This window comes from Aquimarina sp. MMG016 (genome assembly GCF_018100805.1).
In the GTDB taxonomy this organism is placed as follows: Bacteria; Bacteroidota; Bacteroidia; order Flavobacteriales; family Flavobacteriaceae; genus Aquimarina.
Map to the genome: position 1 here is coordinate 168,700 of NZ_JAGJEA010000004.1, position 16,209 is coordinate 184,908.

Annotated in this window: 17 protein-coding genes; 12 read left to right on the plus strand and 5 right to left on the minus strand. The window is 33.0% G+C overall.

Annotated elements, in window-relative coordinates:
• Window positions 1–39: 39 nt before the first annotated feature.
• Together mnmD and J8M14_RS09850 are read right to left on the minus strand one after the other, a co-directional pair.
• The gene (gene mnmD, locus J8M14_RS09845) at window positions 40–726 is read right to left on the minus strand and encodes a tRNA (5-methylaminomethyl-2-thiouridine)(34)-methyltransferase MnmD (protein WP_211074442.1); all 687 of its coding nucleotides are present in this window, start codon (window positions 724–726) and stop codon (window positions 40–42) included.
• Window positions 726–1,232 carry a DUF4920 domain-containing protein gene (locus tag J8M14_RS09850; RefSeq protein ID WP_211074443.1) on the minus strand — a complete coding sequence of 169 codons (507 nt, stop codon included), beginning with the start codon at window positions 1,230–1,232 and terminating at the stop codon, window positions 726–728. Before J8M14_RS09850 ends, mnmD begins: the two co-directional genes overlap by 1 nt.
• 168 nt (window positions 1,233–1,400) lie before the next feature.
• On the opposite strand from J8M14_RS09850, the gene J8M14_RS09855 reads away from it, so the two are divergent.
• Window positions 1,401–2,468: a branched-chain amino acid aminotransferase gene (locus J8M14_RS09855; RefSeq protein ID WP_211074444.1), complete on the plus strand. Its 1,068-nt coding sequence runs from the start codon at window positions 1,401–1,403 to the stop codon at window positions 2,466–2,468.
• 71 nt (window positions 2,469–2,539) lie between these two features.
• Here the strand turns inward: J8M14_RS09855 and J8M14_RS09860 are convergent, their stop codons facing one another.
• Window positions 2,540–2,926: a nucleoside triphosphate pyrophosphohydrolase family protein gene (locus J8M14_RS09860; protein ID WP_211074445.1), complete on the minus strand. Its 387-nt coding sequence runs from the start codon at window positions 2,924–2,926 to the stop codon at window positions 2,540–2,542.
• A gap of 369 nt (window positions 2,927–3,295) precedes the next feature.
• On the opposite strand from J8M14_RS09860, the gene J8M14_RS09865 reads away from it, so the two are divergent.
• From J8M14_RS09865 to J8M14_RS09885, 5 genes are all read left to right on the plus strand, one after another.
• Entirely contained in the window at window positions 3,296–3,790 is a 495-nt protein-coding gene (locus J8M14_RS09865) for a hypothetical protein (RefSeq protein ID WP_211074446.1), read from the plus strand.
• Window positions 3,791–3,889: 99 nt separating this feature from the next.
• Window positions 3,890–4,432: a hypothetical protein gene (locus tag J8M14_RS09870; RefSeq protein ID WP_211074447.1), complete on the plus strand. Its 543-nt coding sequence runs from the start codon at window positions 3,890–3,892 to the stop codon at window positions 4,430–4,432.
• Window positions 4,433–4,527: 95 nt separating this feature from the next.
• On the plus strand, window positions 4,528–6,414 hold the full coding sequence (locus tag J8M14_RS09875) for a sensor histidine kinase (protein ID WP_211074448.1): 1,887 nt from the start codon (window positions 4,528–4,530) through the stop codon (window positions 6,412–6,414).
• Window positions 6,411–7,037 carry a response regulator transcription factor gene (locus J8M14_RS09880; RefSeq protein ID WP_211074449.1) on the plus strand — a complete coding sequence of 209 codons (627 nt, stop codon included), beginning with the start codon at window positions 6,411–6,413 and terminating at the stop codon, window positions 7,035–7,037. Before J8M14_RS09875 ends, J8M14_RS09880 begins: the two co-directional genes overlap by 4 nt.
• Before the next feature lie 172 nt (window positions 7,038–7,209).
• Entirely contained in the window at window positions 7,210–7,635 is a 426-nt protein-coding gene (locus J8M14_RS09885) for a hypothetical protein (protein ID WP_211074450.1), read from the plus strand.
• A gap of 62 nt (window positions 7,636–7,697) precedes the next feature.
• Here J8M14_RS09885 and J8M14_RS09890 read toward each other — a convergent pair whose 3' ends face one another.
• Window positions 7,698–9,749, minus strand: coding sequence for a dihydrofolate reductase (locus J8M14_RS09890; RefSeq protein WP_211074451.1), 2,052 nt, complete (start codon window positions 9,747–9,749; stop codon window positions 7,698–7,700).
• Window positions 9,750–9,842: 93 nt separating this feature from the next.
• Here J8M14_RS09890 and J8M14_RS09895 point away from each other — a divergent pair, with 93 nt between their 5' ends.
• From J8M14_RS09895 to J8M14_RS09910, 4 genes are all read left to right on the plus strand, one after another.
• Window positions 9,843–10,880, plus strand: a complete 1,038-nt coding sequence (locus J8M14_RS09895; RefSeq protein ID WP_211074452.1) for a GyrI-like domain-containing protein — start codon at window positions 9,843–9,845, stop codon at window positions 10,878–10,880.
• Between the two features lie 96 nt (window positions 10,881–10,976).
• Window positions 10,977–11,342, plus strand: a complete 366-nt coding sequence (gene crcB / locus J8M14_RS09900; protein WP_211074453.1) for a fluoride efflux transporter CrcB — start codon at window positions 10,977–10,979, stop codon at window positions 11,340–11,342.
• 33 nt (window positions 11,343–11,375) lie between these two features.
• A complete protein-coding gene (locus J8M14_RS09905) occupies window positions 11,376–11,714 on the plus strand; it encodes a P-II family nitrogen regulator (protein ID WP_211074454.1) in 339 nt (112 codons plus the stop codon).
• Between the two features lie 260 nt (window positions 11,715–11,974).
• On the plus strand, window positions 11,975–13,072 hold the full coding sequence (locus J8M14_RS09910; RefSeq protein WP_211074455.1) for a porin: 1,098 nt from the start codon (window positions 11,975–11,977) through the stop codon (window positions 13,070–13,072).
• Between the two features lie 60 nt (window positions 13,073–13,132).
• On the opposite strand, the gene J8M14_RS09915 is transcribed toward J8M14_RS09910, so the two are convergent.
• Window positions 13,133–13,747 (minus strand): DUF1684 domain-containing protein, encoded by a 615-nt coding sequence (locus tag J8M14_RS09915; protein ID WP_211074456.1) that lies wholly within the window; start codon window positions 13,745–13,747, stop codon window positions 13,133–13,135.
• A gap of 135 nt (window positions 13,748–13,882) precedes the next feature.
• Here J8M14_RS09915 and J8M14_RS09920 point away from each other — a divergent pair, with 135 nt between their 5' ends.
• Both J8M14_RS09920 and J8M14_RS09925 read left to right on the plus strand, forming a co-directional pair.
• Entirely contained in the window at window positions 13,883–15,106 is a 1,224-nt protein-coding gene (locus J8M14_RS09920) for an MFS transporter (RefSeq protein ID WP_211074457.1), read from the plus strand.
• The gene (locus J8M14_RS09925; protein ID WP_211074458.1) at window positions 15,103–15,855 is read left to right on the plus strand and encodes a DJ-1/PfpI family protein; all 753 of its coding nucleotides are present in this window, start codon (window positions 15,103–15,105) and stop codon (window positions 15,853–15,855) included. Before J8M14_RS09920 ends, J8M14_RS09925 begins: the two co-directional genes overlap by 4 nt.
• The last annotated feature ends 354 nt before the right edge of the window (window positions 15,856–16,209 follow it).

Below are 16,209 nucleotides of genomic sequence, written 5' to 3' on the forward strand. Positions count from 1 at the left end.
TAACAATCGTTAAAGATAGTTTTACTCCCAATTAATATATTATAACTTAGTTGCTCGAAGCATCTCTCTCTTACCTGGCGGACCGGGAAGTCTTTCTACCATAAAACCTACCTCTTGCATTGCTCTTCTAACGCTTCCTTTTGCTGCATAAGTTACTAATGCACCACCTTTTTTAAGGGCATTATACATTTTCTGAAAGATAGCAGTAGTCCAAAGTTCTGGTTGTACTCTCGCACCAAAAGCATCAAAATAGATAAGATTGAAGCTATTTTTATCTTCTATATCCGCAAAAAACTGCTGACGCTTTGTAAGTTCATAGTCTTCAGTGATCAGAATTAGTTTTTCCCATTCGGATTCGTGCATTATCTTAAAAACCTCTTCTTTTTCTTTTGCTAAAAGTGTTTCAGCATAGTTCATAAGCTTTGCTTCTTCAAAAGCTACCGGATATGCCTCTACTCCTGTATAATTGACTTTTTGATTAATTTTTTCAGCTTCCAAAAAAGTAATAAATGCATTAAGACCTGTACCAAAACCAATTTCTAGAATATATAACGGGTTTAACACTTTTGATTTTAGAATATGGTTAAATCCACTTTCAATAAAAACGTGTTTTGCCTCATTGATGGCTCCGTGTTTAGAATGATACTGTTCATTCCAGTCCGGTAAATGAATCGTAGTTGATCCATCTCCGGTAGTAATAATTTCACGTTTTAATTTGTCTTGCATTAGTTTTTAATCAAAACACCATCTGCGATAAAAGAATATGTTTTCTTTGGAGTGGTTATAGCTGCTATTTCTTCTTCTGATTTACCGGCATCACTTGCGAAATGACGTTGATCTTCTACTGACATTTCGCTAACAAAAGCTTTGCCTTGAACAATAACAGTATCTTTTTCTATATCTTTTGGTACAAAAAAACCATAATCCTTAAACTTTACCATAGTTTCTTTATTGTTACCCAAAGCCACTTTCATCCAACACCCTTTAGCTTTACAAACATCATTTACCGTACTTGAAAAAGCGACAGAAATAGTATCTCCTTCTTTAAGGTTTTCATAAGTTGAAGCTATTGAGTTTTGATATAAAATATCTTTAGAAATCACTTCACCACCTAAACTATTATAGTTTTCATTTACGATATCCGAAACAGAGAACGATTTTCCTTGTTTGGTTGATGAGTTACAAGCTAACAAGAGTAGCAATCCTGCAAAAAAAAGTATGTTTTTTTTCATTTTTGTTTATTATACTATCGTTTTGCGAAATTAAGGATTTTTAGAATTCTTATTTCATAAGAAAACGGTATTTTTGTGACAAATAGTGGATTACATAAGTTTTACACTGATTTACAGACAAACTATTAGGATAGTAGATCTTCTATCCTTCAAAATTTTAAAATCAGAATGAAAAGTACAATCTCTCAGACAGTAGAAGTTACAAAGGTAAGTGAGTCCAAAATCGGACAAGTAGATTTTGAAAACCTTAATTTCGGAAAGGTATTTACAGATCATATGTTTGTCTGTGATTATGTCAATGGTGAATGGCAAACTCCAAAGATTATCCCCTATGGACCTATGACTTTAGATCCTTCTGCGCGTGTTTTTCATTATGGTCAAGCCGTTTTTGAAGGAATGAAGGCGTATAAAGATGATAATGGAGATACGTTTTTGTTTAGACCAGATGAAAACTATAAGCGTATTAATAAATCTGCTGAGCGCCTGGCAATGCCCGAATTCCCAGAAGATTATTTCTTCGAAGGGTTAAACACACTACTAAAATTAGATAATGAATGGATCAAACCAGGATTTGGTAATTCATTGTATATACGACCATTTGTCATTGCTACTCAACCAAGTGTTTCTGCCTCTGAGGCTGACGAGTATCGTTTTATGATTATATGCTCTCCAGCTCAGTCATATTATAGCGGTGATGTTAGCGTATTGGTCGCAGAAAAATTTAGTCGTTCCGCAAGTGGTGGTTTTGGATATGCCAAAGCTGCCGGAAACTATGCTGGTCAATTCTATCCAACTAAGCTTGCTAAAGAGCAAGGGTACCAACAGGTGATATGGACAGATTCTAATTCTCACGAATATATGGAAGAAGCTGGTACTATGAATGTATTCTTTAGAGTAAATGATACTTTGCTTACCGCTCCTATTAGTGATCGTATTTTAGATGGTGTTACTCGTAAAAGTCTGATCTCACTTGCTGAAAAAGATGGTATCAAGGTCGAAGTTAGACCTGTTAAAGTTAGTGAAATTGTAGAAGCTGCTAAAGACGGAAGCCTTAAAGAGATATTTGGAGCAGGTACCGCTGCGGTGGTAAGCCCAGTTAAAGCTTTTGGATATAAAGGAGAACATTATGAATTAGAAAAACAAGAAAATTCCTATGCTGATCATTTCAAAAAAGCTTTAATGGATATCCAGTATAACCAAGCTGAAGATGCTTTTGGATGGAGATATAAAGTATAATTCTGAATTAAGAATTACGAATTCATATAAAAAAACTCCGGACAATGTTCCGGAGTTTTTAGTTACTTAGGTTATCGATCTAAAATCTCTTTAATATTTGGTTTAAAGTAATTCGGGCCTTTCAGTACTTTACCATCTTCACGATAAATAGGTTGACCATTTTCTCCCAACTTACTCATATTACTGCGCTGAATTTCATTAAACACCTCTTCGATTTTATGCTGCATTCCGTGCTCAATAATAGTTCCACATAGAATATATAACATATCACCTAATGCATCAGCCACTTCTACTAAATCGTTATTCTGTGCTGCCTCAAAGTATTCTTCGTTTTCTTCTTTCATCAAATTAAATCGGAGTGTATTCTTAGCCTTTCCGAGGTCAGCAATTGGGTCATTTTTATATCCAATCTCAAAAGCTGTATGAAATTCTTGTACTGCAGCAATTTTATCTTTCATCCTTATTTTTTTATCATTTATCTTTGCGTAAAAATAGTAAAAATGTTTAGTACCGGTCAGTTAATATTTGCAGGATGTTTTGTAGTAGCATTTATCATTTTAATGATATTTAGCTATCGCAAAGACATCAAACTACACCGCAAATATTATAAAGGCAGTCTTTTTATTCTCATCGGTTTTATTATCTTTATTATATTGCTTTTTACTCTTAAAGTGTATTTGCAACCAGAATAAACCGTATTACCCCTAGTTTTCAATCAAATAATTGTTTTAGCCGCTAGTATCTTTTAGTATTGGTATTTATTTCCTTTTGATCATTTTCGATCACAAAAGGGAAAACACCTAATTTCACTTTTAAATAACATAACTATGAAACATTTTCATTTTATTCCCAAAAATAATGCCCCAATCTCTATCCCTAACGATAAGCCAGGTGATACCTTTATGAGAGCCTTTATACCTTTTGATGTTGATTATGCTTCTGCATACATACAAGCTTTTTACAATTTCAAGGGTGAAAATAATGAGATTTTAATATTAAATTTTAAAGCTCAATGTAATAGAAATTATATTGGCCCAAATAATATTAAATTTTTATGCATCCAAATTGAAGGAGCTTACAATAATGAAAAAATCGAAATGATTGTATTAAAATCCAAATTAAGAAATAACTGGTTTATTACGGACAGAAAACCTGGAGAATATGGTCTACAAGATTACCCAAATTGGAAAGGAGATGTTTTTAGGATGGACGTTTCAAAAGACAAACCATTTATAGTGGACAAAGCAGATATAGTCTTACCTGATCTTAGCCTTGATTTGGATGTAGATGGAAAAGATAGTTGTACCATTCCCCCTAACTAAAAAAAAAGGAAATATCCCCTATATTGGGTATGGTTTTGCCATATTTTTTTAAGGAAGTTTGATTTAACTAAATAATGAATCTTTAAAATTTTATAAACTATGAAACTTCCATTTAATTTCTACCCAAAACCTGAGAGAATAATAACAGTTCCTATAGAACCGCACGATCGAAGTATTTTACATTTGATAATACCGGTTAAGACACAAGATAGAGGGATAAATATCGATTCTATTATACCTACATTATATCTAGGTAACATTTTACACATAGCTTTCAATGTGGATTACAACTCTAATTCTGGCTTAAAATATTATAAGTTTATTTATCTAAAAATATCCGGCTTACCCAATCAAACTGATTTAGTTCAATTGAAAGTAAATAATCAAAATACGGGATCTGAACCATACCCTCAATTAGAGTTAGAAAATTATGTATCTCTCAAAAAACCTATAGCTCACTTTAAATATATAGATAATAAAAAACCTATGGAACTTGTTTCCTCAATTAGATCTTTTAATAATAGAGAAGAAATTCAAAAACATCTAGAATTTGCTGAGAATCATCTTCAATTGGAACATAGCAGTAATACTGAACTAGAATTTGATAGTTGCACAATACCACCTGGAGGAGGAATCATATAGATTAGACATCATACTAAAACGATTAAAATACCCTTAAACGGGTATTTTTTTATATATTTAATTTAACCACTTTGCAGATAAATTAATTTTCATCAATGCGTTACCTACTCTTCGTAACACTACTCTTTAGTATTATACCTTTTTCCTTTGCTCAGGAAAAAGAGTATTCCTTAAATCAGGCAGAACTCCTTTTCCAAAAAGGAAAATATGAAGAAGCAAAGCTAGAATTAGAAAAGTCCTTTAAAGACAATATTATTAATACCGATTATTGTCTTTTTCTTAGTAAAATTTATGCACGACAATTCCAAATGCGTTCGAGCCTTTATTGGCTAAAAAAAGCAAAAAACCACGCTAATGAAAAATTTACCAAAACACAAGAATTTCATTATAATTTATGGCTCGGTTTTAATTATGAAATCAACAAAAACTACTTTAAGAGTTATGAACACTATATAAAAGCTCTGGAAATCTCCCAAAAAATAGATATACCCTATTATAAGAATTTTCTTTATATGCAAGGTTTATCTCTATTAGGAGAAAATGATTATAAGGATAGAGCAAAAAAATGGATAGACAGTTATAAAGAATTTGTAAATAAGTTAAATAATGAATTTTATCTAAATAGTTACTATTATGCACTGACTAACTACTTCCATCACAAAAAGGAGAGTGATTCCACGATTTTATATGCAGACAAGTATCTAAAATCATCAAAAGCAATTAAAAACACTTCGAGGCTTGTAAATGCTTATACTTATAAAGGTATTGCTTGCGCCGAACACAAAAAAAATCAGGATTCCGCTAGGTTTTATCACCACTTAGCAATGAAAATTTGTTCTTGCCCAGAAAATTCTTTGATACAAGGAACCTATAAATATAATATTGCCAGAACATACATACTAGACTCTAATCGGCAAAAAGCGAAGAAGTGGTTATATAAAGCTTGGAAAGACACATCCCAAATTCGTAATAACTATAGATTTATGAAAATTAGCAAAGATTTAGACTCCATATATTTTTTAGAAAACAATTATGATTCTGCATATTACTTTGCGAAGCAGTTTAAACGATTTTCGGATAGCACAAAGATTTCCCAAACAAAAAGACGATTAGATTCTATCCAAATGGAGTCCGAAATTGCTGAACAGAAAAATGAAAGCATAATTAATAAAAAAAAAGCCACCAAGAACAAAATCATAGCTTCTAGCTTAGCTGGTGGCTTAATTTCTGTTTGTGTTATAGCTTTCCTGATTTATAAAAACACCAAACGCAAACAACGTATTGCAGAACAAGAGCGAGAGATTCAGGTTCAAAAAACAGAAAAAGTACTCAAAGAGCAGGAGCTCGCTACCATCGATGCTATGATATCCGGCCAGGAAAAAGAGCGACAACGATTGGCAAATGACTTACACGACAATTTAGGGAGTACACTTGCTACAGTAAAACTTCATTTTAATCACCTTCTAAAAAATAGAAGCAATTCAAAAGCAGAAAACATTGAAGAATTATATTCCAAAACCAATACTCTCCTTGAAGAAGCTTATCAAAAAGTGCGATCTATAGCTCATGAGAAGAATAGTGGTGTTATGGCTAATCAAGGTTTACTTCCCGCCATTAAAAGTTTAGCAAAAAAAGTATCTAATGGTAAAAACCTAAAAATCGAAGTCCAAGATTTTGGATTAGATGAGAGATTAGATAATAGTCTGGAAATCTCAATATTTAGAATCATTCAGGAATTGATAACTAATATTATAAAACATGCTAATGCTTCTGAAATACATATTTCATTAACTAATCACGATTCTTTACTAAATATCATCATAGAAGATAATGGTAAGGGATTCGACAATAAAATACTTCCGGAAAAAGATGGTATGGGGTTACGAAATATCGAAAAACGAATAGAACATATGGAAGGTACTTTTGAAATTGACTCTACCATTGGTAAAGGAACCAATATCATCATAAACATACCGATATGATAACTGTAGCTATAGCCGAAGACCATCAGTCTTTAATCGACGGAATTCATCTGCTTCTTAAATACGAAGAAGAGATTAGTATCGTAGGGATGGTTAATGATGGTGAAGAATTATTAGAAGTCGTAAGATTAAAGCAACCCAAAGTTGTATTAATGGATATCCGTATGCCAAAAATTGATGGTATCGCTGCAACCAAAATCATTAAAAAAGAATTGCCACATATAAAAGTAATTGCTTTTTCGATGTTTGATCAGGAAGATGCTGTTCGACAAATGATTGCTGCAGGTGCTTCTGGATATTTATTAAAAAACTCTCCCTTAGAAGAAGTACTTACTGCCATCCAGGAAGTAATGAAAGGCAATACCTATTTTGATGCATCTATTGATCCATCTTTCCTCTCAGAAGACACTACTCAACAAAAGAAAAAACAGGTACTATCTAAAAGTGAAAGAGAAATCCTTACCTTAATTGGACAAGGAAAAACTTCTTCAGAGATTGCTGCGATTAGGTTTAATTCTGTATCTACCGTAGAAACACATCGTAAAAACATTATTCGTAAACTTGGCCTTAAAGGTAAAGGTGAACTATTGCGTTATGCAATCGAGAAAAAATATGATTTTTAGAAAATTATAACAACACTCATCTGCAGAATACCCTTGATCGGGTATTTTTTTACATCTAATTCTGGTGTAGATTTGAGATAAATAATTTAATAACAAAATACACTCTGATTGTTCCTACACCATAAATCCTAATTATGCTTTAAAAGTTAAAATCATTTAAAATTTAAAGATTATGAATACAATACTCCCAAGGGTTATAACCCAAAAAGATAAAGTAAAAGAAACGAACCTTAAACCTGATGGTTATTTTCAGAAAGTGATTAAATACATTCCAGGAGAGATCGTAGCCTTTTACTTAGTTTTTAACAAGTTTGCGATCGAAAATGGTGTACAAGGTTTTTTGACTTTATTTATTATAGGGTTGATTTTGACCCCTTTCTATAAATATTTTGGACTAAAAGATCAATCTAATATTTTAGACACACCTTGGTTTCAGATCATTATCTCAGTGATAGCATTCGCAATATGGGTGTTTGCATTAGGTGACTTAAGTAGATTAATAGGAGAATATGATCCTTTCTTTTCTTCACTAACATTAGCCACATTCACCATGGCTACTCCTATTCTTGAAAATTTATTTGAACTAAAGAAGCTATAGAAATAAAGAGCCTCGTTTAAAAAAACGAGGCTCTTAAAAGCAAATATTTTTTAATCCACCAATTAATTAACTTCAGGCAAGAACCCATAAGTTTTACTATACTCCAACATCTGAGTTACAAAATCTTTTGGTTGTACCACATTAATCTCCATGATCCCTCCATTATCATCCATCTTAGGAACTAGTACTGGATTTACAAATCCACTATACGGTGCAGATGTGAATTGTTCATTACGTTTTAGTACCTCAGCATGAATAGCTTGATCCACTTTTACTCCGTAACCTTCTACCAGTTCTTCCGCTGCTTTATAATCACCTTCAGATTTGATACGCTGGGTCTCTCTTAACAAAAGACCAAAAATCTCACGTAACTTTTGATAATCATTAATATTATAATACGTCTTTCCTTCTTTAGTTACCTTTTCGATTACATTATCTTTAGCTCCTTGTTCAAAAGCCCAGGCACTCACCCACTGACGATTACGCATATGTGCTTCTTCTACATCATCACCAAGATTCAATCGTATCAATTGAGTCATTAATCCGTTACGAATATATCCGTCGTAAGCAGCTTTACCTACTTTCTCCCAATCTTCAACCAACCCTAATTCTTGTAGCTTAGGATCCATTAGGTAATACAATCCTACTAAATCTGCACGCCCCTCCTCCATTGTAGAAGCGTAGTTTTTAAGTGTTTCTTTAGTTTCACCTACACCAGGGTTTAATTGACCTGATGCATGACCTACCACCTCATGTAATGCAGTATGCAACTTATCGGCCAATTGACCATATTCTTTTTCTAGTTGATATTCTTCATCATCGTGTACAAATTCTTTAAGACGACCAGAACTACCAGCATTGTTGTATGCACCTATAATATTTCCTAATGATACCGATTTAGAACCAACCTCAGCTCTAATCCAATTAGCATTAGGTAGGTTCACACCTATTGGAGTACTTGGTGAAGCATCTCCAGCCTCTCCCGCTACTGTTACTACTTTATAGGTAACACCGACAACATTCTTTTTCTTATGCTCATTCATTAATGGAGAATTATCTTCAAACCATTGAGCATTTTCAGATAATACAGCCATTTTCTTTGACATATCAAAATCTTTGATCTGTACGATAGTTTCATAAGATCCTCTATACCCTAATGGGTCATTATACACCTCGATAAAACTGTTAATATAATCAATATTACCTTCTGTCGCAGCCGTCCAAGCTACATTATAATCATCCCAAGTCTGTAAATCACCTGTCTTATAATATTGTATCAATAATCCTATTGCATCTCCTTGTGCTTTATTCTCAGCAACTCCCTGCGCTTTTTCCAGCCACTTAATAATTTCATCAATAGCAGCTCCATATAAACCTCCTGATTTATAAACACGCTCTTTCAGCTCACCGTTTTCTTTTACTAATTGGGAGTTCAAACCAAATGATAAAGGTTTTTTAGGATTAGGTTGCTTCATTTCACCATAAAAAGATGCTACATCAGCATTGGTAACACCAGGACCATAAAAGTTCACTGCAGATTCTGCGACATTGTCAATCCCTTTAGCCTGATTTACTTTCTTAGCGTCCTGATTATCAAAAATCACCGCATATGCTTCTTTAGAAAGTTTAGTGTTTGTCGCTGTTAATAATGAATCAAAATAGTCTTTACTAAATTCTGGCTTGATTTTGTCATTACTATAATGATGATGAATACCGTTAGAGAACCAAACACGTTTAAGGTAAGTTTCAAAAGCTTTCCAATCCTTTGAATCCTTATCTCCTTCATATGAAGTATAGATTTTTTCTAATGCTTTTCTAATCGTTAAATTATGGCGATAATTCTGATCCCACATAATATCTCTACCACTTAAACCAGCCTGAGTTAAATAATATACCAGTTTTTGTTCTTTAAGCGAAAGAGTTTCCCATCCAGGAATCTGATACCTAAGAATTTTAAGATCTGCAAACTGCTCTACAACATAGTCAAATTTTCCTTCTGTAACTTTCTCTATCTGTTCTTTCTGATTTGTTTGATCTTGAACTTTTGGGTCTTTTTTACAAGCAACTAAAAAGCTCCCAGCTGCTATAAAGACTAATATTTTGTTAAGTTTCATATTGAGTGTTTAATTGTTCTCAGCAAATGTAATAAAATAAAAGGATGTTAAAATTGTTTATATTAGCAGTATAAACAATCTAAACTAATCGACATGAAAATCATCAAATATTTATTTTTTCTTTTATTACTGATGCTTGTTGGTGGCGGAATCTATGTTGCTACCATAGATGGTAACTTTCAAGCAGAAGAAAGCAGAGTAATAGATGCTCCTGATGAATTACTTTATGCAACCATAAATGAATATAAAACCTGGGAAAAGTGGGGGCCTTGGATGGATGACTCTGATGACATGATCATGGAATATCCTGAAAAAACAAGTGGTGAAGGTGCTTACTACAATTGGAAAAGTGAAATCCAGGGAGACGGAAAAATGGAAACTATAAAGACTACGCCTTTTACAGGTATTGATCAAAAATTCTCTATGGTAGTCCCTGTAATGGGAGAAACTTCTAGTGATGTATACTGGAAATTTGAAAAAATTGAAGATAAAAAAACTAAAGTCACTTGGGGAATGAAAGGGAAACAGGGGTTTATGGAAAAAATGTTCTTTCTAACCCAAGATAGTAGCCTTACTCAAAACCTGAAGGCTATGTATAAAAAAGGATTAGAAAAACTGGATGCTTTTGCACAAGAAAAAATGAAAGAATATTCTGTTAATGTCGATGGTATAACCGAGCATGCAGGTGGTTACTATATGTACAGCGCCACAGCATCTCCTATTGCAGAGATTTCTCAAAAAATGGGTCAAATGCTCCCTACTGTGAATTCCTATATGAGGCAAAATGAATTACCACAAACTGGTATGCCTTTTACGATATATAATGAGTTTAATCAAGAGCAGGGTACGGCTATTTATTCTACGGGCATCCCAACCAGAGAAAAAGTAGTTATGCCTAAAGATAGTAATATTCAGTGTGGAGAATTACCAAAACAAAAAGTTGTAAAAACTATACTTTTAGGTGATTACAGCAACTTAAAAGAAGCCTGGGAAGCCGGTTATAAATATATTGCAGAAAATAATTTAGAACCTAACTCAGAATCACCAGCTTTTGAAGTATATAAGACTGATCCGGGATTACAACCTAACCCTGCACAGTGGATTACAGAAATTTATATTCCTATAAAATAGATTAATCGATTCAAAATATCATTACCTGCATTTTACTATATTTATGAAAGTAAAATGCAGGTTTTTTTATCTTAAAACTGATATATTTTTAACATTGTGAAACAAATACTACTCGTTTTTATAGGAGGTGGCTCAGGGAGCGTAGCACGATATCTCATTAGCAAATTCCTTAACCTAGAAAAATATAATATTCCGTATGGAACATTAACTGTAAATGTAATTGGCAGTCTACTTATAGGTATCATTTTAGGTCTGTCTCTAAAAAACAATTCTTTATCACAAAACACGATCCTATTATTAGCAACGGGATTCTGTGGAGGATTCACAACTTTCTCATCTTTTGCATATGAAAATCATATAATGCTAAAGAGTGGTGACCTTTGGAATTTTCTTATTTACACTGTCGGTTCTTTTATACTAGGATTATTTGCCGTATTTTTAGGTATATTCCTAACAAAATAAATATACTTATTACCCTAAAAGTTTATATCCAGAATGAAAAAAATAGAAGCTATTATCCGTAAATCCAGATTCAAAGCCGTAAAAGACGCCTTACACGAAGTCGAAGTAAATTTCTTTACATACTGGGATGTAACTGGAGTTGGAAACGAAAAAAAAGGACATGTCTATAGAGGTATTAGTTACAGTACTTCTGATATACAACGCAGATATATATCTATCGTGGTATCTGATGAGTTTGAAGAAAAGACCATCCAAGCAATTATTGAATCCGCTAAAACTGGAGATATTGGTGATGGTAAAATATTTGTTTCAGAAATAAGAAATACATATCGAATTAGAACTGGGGAACAAGGCAATGAAGCTTTAAATTAAAACCCTAAAAAGGAATTCATAAATAAATGATGTGATCATTACTTTAGTACTTTTCCTTAAAACCTAATAAAAACTAAAAAACTTCACTTTTAAATTCTTAAAAAAACATCAATATAAACATTAAACCCTAATTTTTTGAGGGTATAAAATCAAAAATGCATAAAAATTCAGCACACCACCCTATTTTTTATGGCTTTGAAATTGTTTTAACATAGTTTTACACCTTCAATTAAAAACAATTTCAATAATTAATGTTTATTATGAAAACAAAAACCGTAACAAATCTTTTTAAAAAAGTATGTCTTGTTGCATTAGCTTTAGTTAGCTTCACCACAATTGCACAAGAAGAAGAAAAAAAATGGTTCGATAATTTCTCATTAAGTGGATCTGTAGATGGATACTTCAGATACAACTTCGGTAGTCAGAACGACAACTCTTCTGCTCCTGCAACTTCATTCGCAAACGAATCTGGTTTTGCACTAGGTATGGCCAATGTTATTGCTGGATACGAAGGAGAAAAAGTAGGATTTGTAGCTGATCTTGTATTTGGTCAAAGAGGTGAAGATGCTGTATTTAATTCAACAGATTCTGCACAAATTGTAAATCAATTATATGCGTATTGGAATGTAACTGAAAAGTTTAAACTTACTTTTGGTAATTTTAATACTTTCCTTGGATATGAAGTAATTTCTCCAACTGGAAATTTCAACTATTCTACATCATATATGTTCTCTTACGGTCCTTTTTCTCATACTGGTCTTAAGGCTGATTTTGCAATTAGTGATAAATGGTCAGCAATGTTAGCCGTTATGAATCCTACGGATTATACAGAAAACAACCCGTTTGACACTTATATTGTTGGAGCACAAGTGGGATATGCTGTTGATAATGGTAGCGCGTATTTAAACTTTAGATATGGTAATGAAGGTGAGCCAGGTGCTGTTGGACCAACATTTCAGGCTGATCTTACTACCGGATGGGACCTTGCTGAAAAATTCTATTTAGGAGTAAACGCTACATACCTTTCTACTGAACCACAAGAAGACGGCGATGCATCAGGATTTTATGGTGTAGCATTATACCCTCAGTTTAAAGCTACTGAGAAGTTTACTTTAGGATTAAGAGGAGAGTATTTCTCAGTTTACAATAACGGATTAATTGATGTAGTAGGACTTGACGCTGAAGGTGATGGTGATGTAATTGCTGCTACTCTTACCGGAAGTTATGACGTAGGAAATCTTACTTTTAAACCTGAATTAAGATTAGATTCCACTTCAGAAGATTTCTTTACAGATAACGATGGAGACGCAACAAAGAGCCTTTCTTCTTTCGTACTTGGTGCAATCTATAAATTCTAATATATTAGAAGTTTTAATATATTGTTTGTTTAAAGATAAAGCGTGCAGTTTCTGTGCGCTTTATTCATTTTCAGAATATTTATTATACTTTTTTACACCTACAGGGATTTCCAGTTCTAGATGATTCTCTTGTGGAGGTATCGGACAAGAATAACGATCATTATAAGCGCAATAAGGATTATAAGCTGTATTAAAGTCTATTAAAACTGTATCTCCTTCAGGAATTCTTAGATCCATAAACCTTCCACCTTCATAAGTAGATTTTCCGTTAGTTAAATCTGTAAATGGAAGAAAGAGATAATCTTCGTATTCTGTTTGTGTTTTTAATCCTTGGTTTTGATAGATATTTAGTATCCATTCCTTTTCGTGAAGTACAAAATGAGCTTCGCCATATTTTACATATATAGGCTCCCTATTTGTAGTCGTTTGCATTATAAAAGGAGTCTCATGTGGTGTACGAACAAATGTAGCCAGTACACTATATGATGTATCAATATCAAAAAACTTCAATCCTTTAAATACTTTTAAATCCTTTGGGGTTAATGGTGATGTTTCTTCTGAAGCAAACTTCTTATCCAGTTCTTGTTGAAAAGACAATACTTGTTTTATTGCTACAGAATCCTGAGCAATAATATTTCCTATAAAAAAAATGAATACAAATAATAACCGATACACTGATCCCCATTTTTTTGCAAAAGTACAAAGCTTAATTGATTAACTCATTAATTTACAAAAAATTGTATTTATTTTTTTACATAAAACACTACTTTTACTGGTATTTTTGATCATAAAACACCAATCAAAACTCCATTGCATAAATTCATTACTCATTATATCAATTCTTTTTCCGGTTTATCAAAAGAAATCTGGTGGTTAGCTCTAATTACTTTGATAAATAGAGCCGGTGCAATGGTAATTCCTTTCTTATCTTTATACCTTACTGATGATTTATGTTTTTCATTACAACAGGTAGGATGGATTATGACCAGTTTTGGCTTGGGTTCTTTCTGCGGAGCATGGTTAGGAGGAAAATTAAGTGATCAAATCGGATACTATAAAGTTATCATGGGCTCTTTATTCCTAACGGGAGTTTCTTTTATGATTATTCAATATTTCTCAAGCTTTTGGAGTATTTGCATCGGTTTTTTTGTTCTTATCGCTATTGCTGACGCTGCCAGACCAGCTTTTTTTGTTGCACTAAGCGCTTATAGCAAGCCAGAGAACAAGACACGTTCATTAACTTTTATCCGTCTGGCGATTAACCTCGGTTTCTCTGCTGGTCCAGCGCTTGGAGGTCTTATCATTGCCACTATAGGGTATAGCGGATTGTTTTGGGTAGATGGAATCACTTGTGTAATCGCAGGGATTGTAATGATACAAACGCTTCATCCTAAAAAAGCAAAAATACTTGATAAGGAAGTTCCGGTTGAGAATCCTGTTCCTGCGCATCGTGATGGACTCTATATACTCTTTTTGATTGCATTAGTATTATTTGGATTTATTTTTGTGCAATATTTTTCTACAGTACCATTATATTACAAAGAAATACATTCAATATCTGAAGAAAATATAGGGCTGATTTTAGCTTTGAACGGAGCTTTGATCTTTTTCTTCGAAATGCCATTGATTGCCTATCTTGAGAAAACCAACCTCTCCGCTATAGGAAATGTAATTAACGGTTTTATATTTACCGCAATTAGTTTTGTATTATTATTATTAACTCCTTGGTCAGGAATTCTGGTTATAGGAATGATCATAGCGACTTTTGGCGAAATGGTGGCTTTCCCTTTTGGAAATGCATTTGCACTAGAAAGAGCAAAAAGAGGAAGACAAGGAGCATACATGGGATTATATAGTATGTCCTTTTCGGTTGCTCATATTTTTGGGCATAATTCCGGAATGCAATTGATTGCTAATTTTGGATATGATAACAGCTGGATCTTTATGACCCTCATTGCCGGTTTGGGAACATTATTATTATTTATAGTAAAACGAAGATTAACTAAACAAAAAGTATTTAACGTTACGCCATGAAAAAATTATACTTTATTATAATCGCCATAATAGCTATAGGATGTATTGAACAAAAACCAATAGAACGAAAACTTCCTCCACCAATAGCATCCAAAAAAGAGAAAAAGTTCCCCAAACTAAAACCAAATCACTATAACGTAGCTTTTCTAATCATGGATGGCACTTATAATACCGAGTTTACTGCTCCTTTTGATATTTTTCAGCATACTCAATATCGCGAAAATATCAAACAGATGAATGTTTTTACGGTTGCTAACACTGATGATCCCATCATTACCTTTGAAGGTGTGAAAATTATTCCGGATTATAATTATATCAAAGATTCACTTCCAACTATAGATATTCTTGTTGTGCCAAGTGCGGAGCATCATTTGGATACCGATTTAGATGACGAAGCAATGATAAATTTTGTAAAAGAAGTTGACAAAACTGCTTTGTATATGACTTCGCATTGCGATGGAGCTTTTGTATTGGCTAAGGCAGGAATATTGAATGATAAAGTTTCTACCACTTTCCCTAGTGATATAGACAACATGCGTGCTATGTTTCCTGATCTGGATATCAGAAAAGATGTATTATTTGTACACGATGGAAAATATATTACTTCTGCTGGTGGAGCTAAAAGTTTTGAGGCAGCATTATACCTATGCGAATATTTATATGGAGCCAAAATAGCCAGATCTCTAGCTGGAGGACTGGTTATAGACTGGAAACTTGATGATATCCCTCATTTAGTTATAAGCAAATAGACGAAAAAGCGTTCCACAGGGAACGCCTTTTTATTTTGGGGTTAAATTAGGTACTCTCTTCAGTTTCTAGATTCGGGATCTTAAACCAATGTCCTCATACTTAATTTGTCCTTGATGTCCTCAAAATTATTATGCATCATATTATCGTCATAACCGATGAAACAATAATTTTATAGAACATCAATGTTTTAACAACATTTCTAATATACTAAAAAACAAAGGTTAAAAGCAAATAAAATCGACGAAATACACAAATTTATAACATTTGGTATCAAACTGAAAGAAAACACATTAGCCGCCTTAATGCTTATTAAATTTAATGCCAAAAAAAAGCGTCTATATTGGGGTAGACGC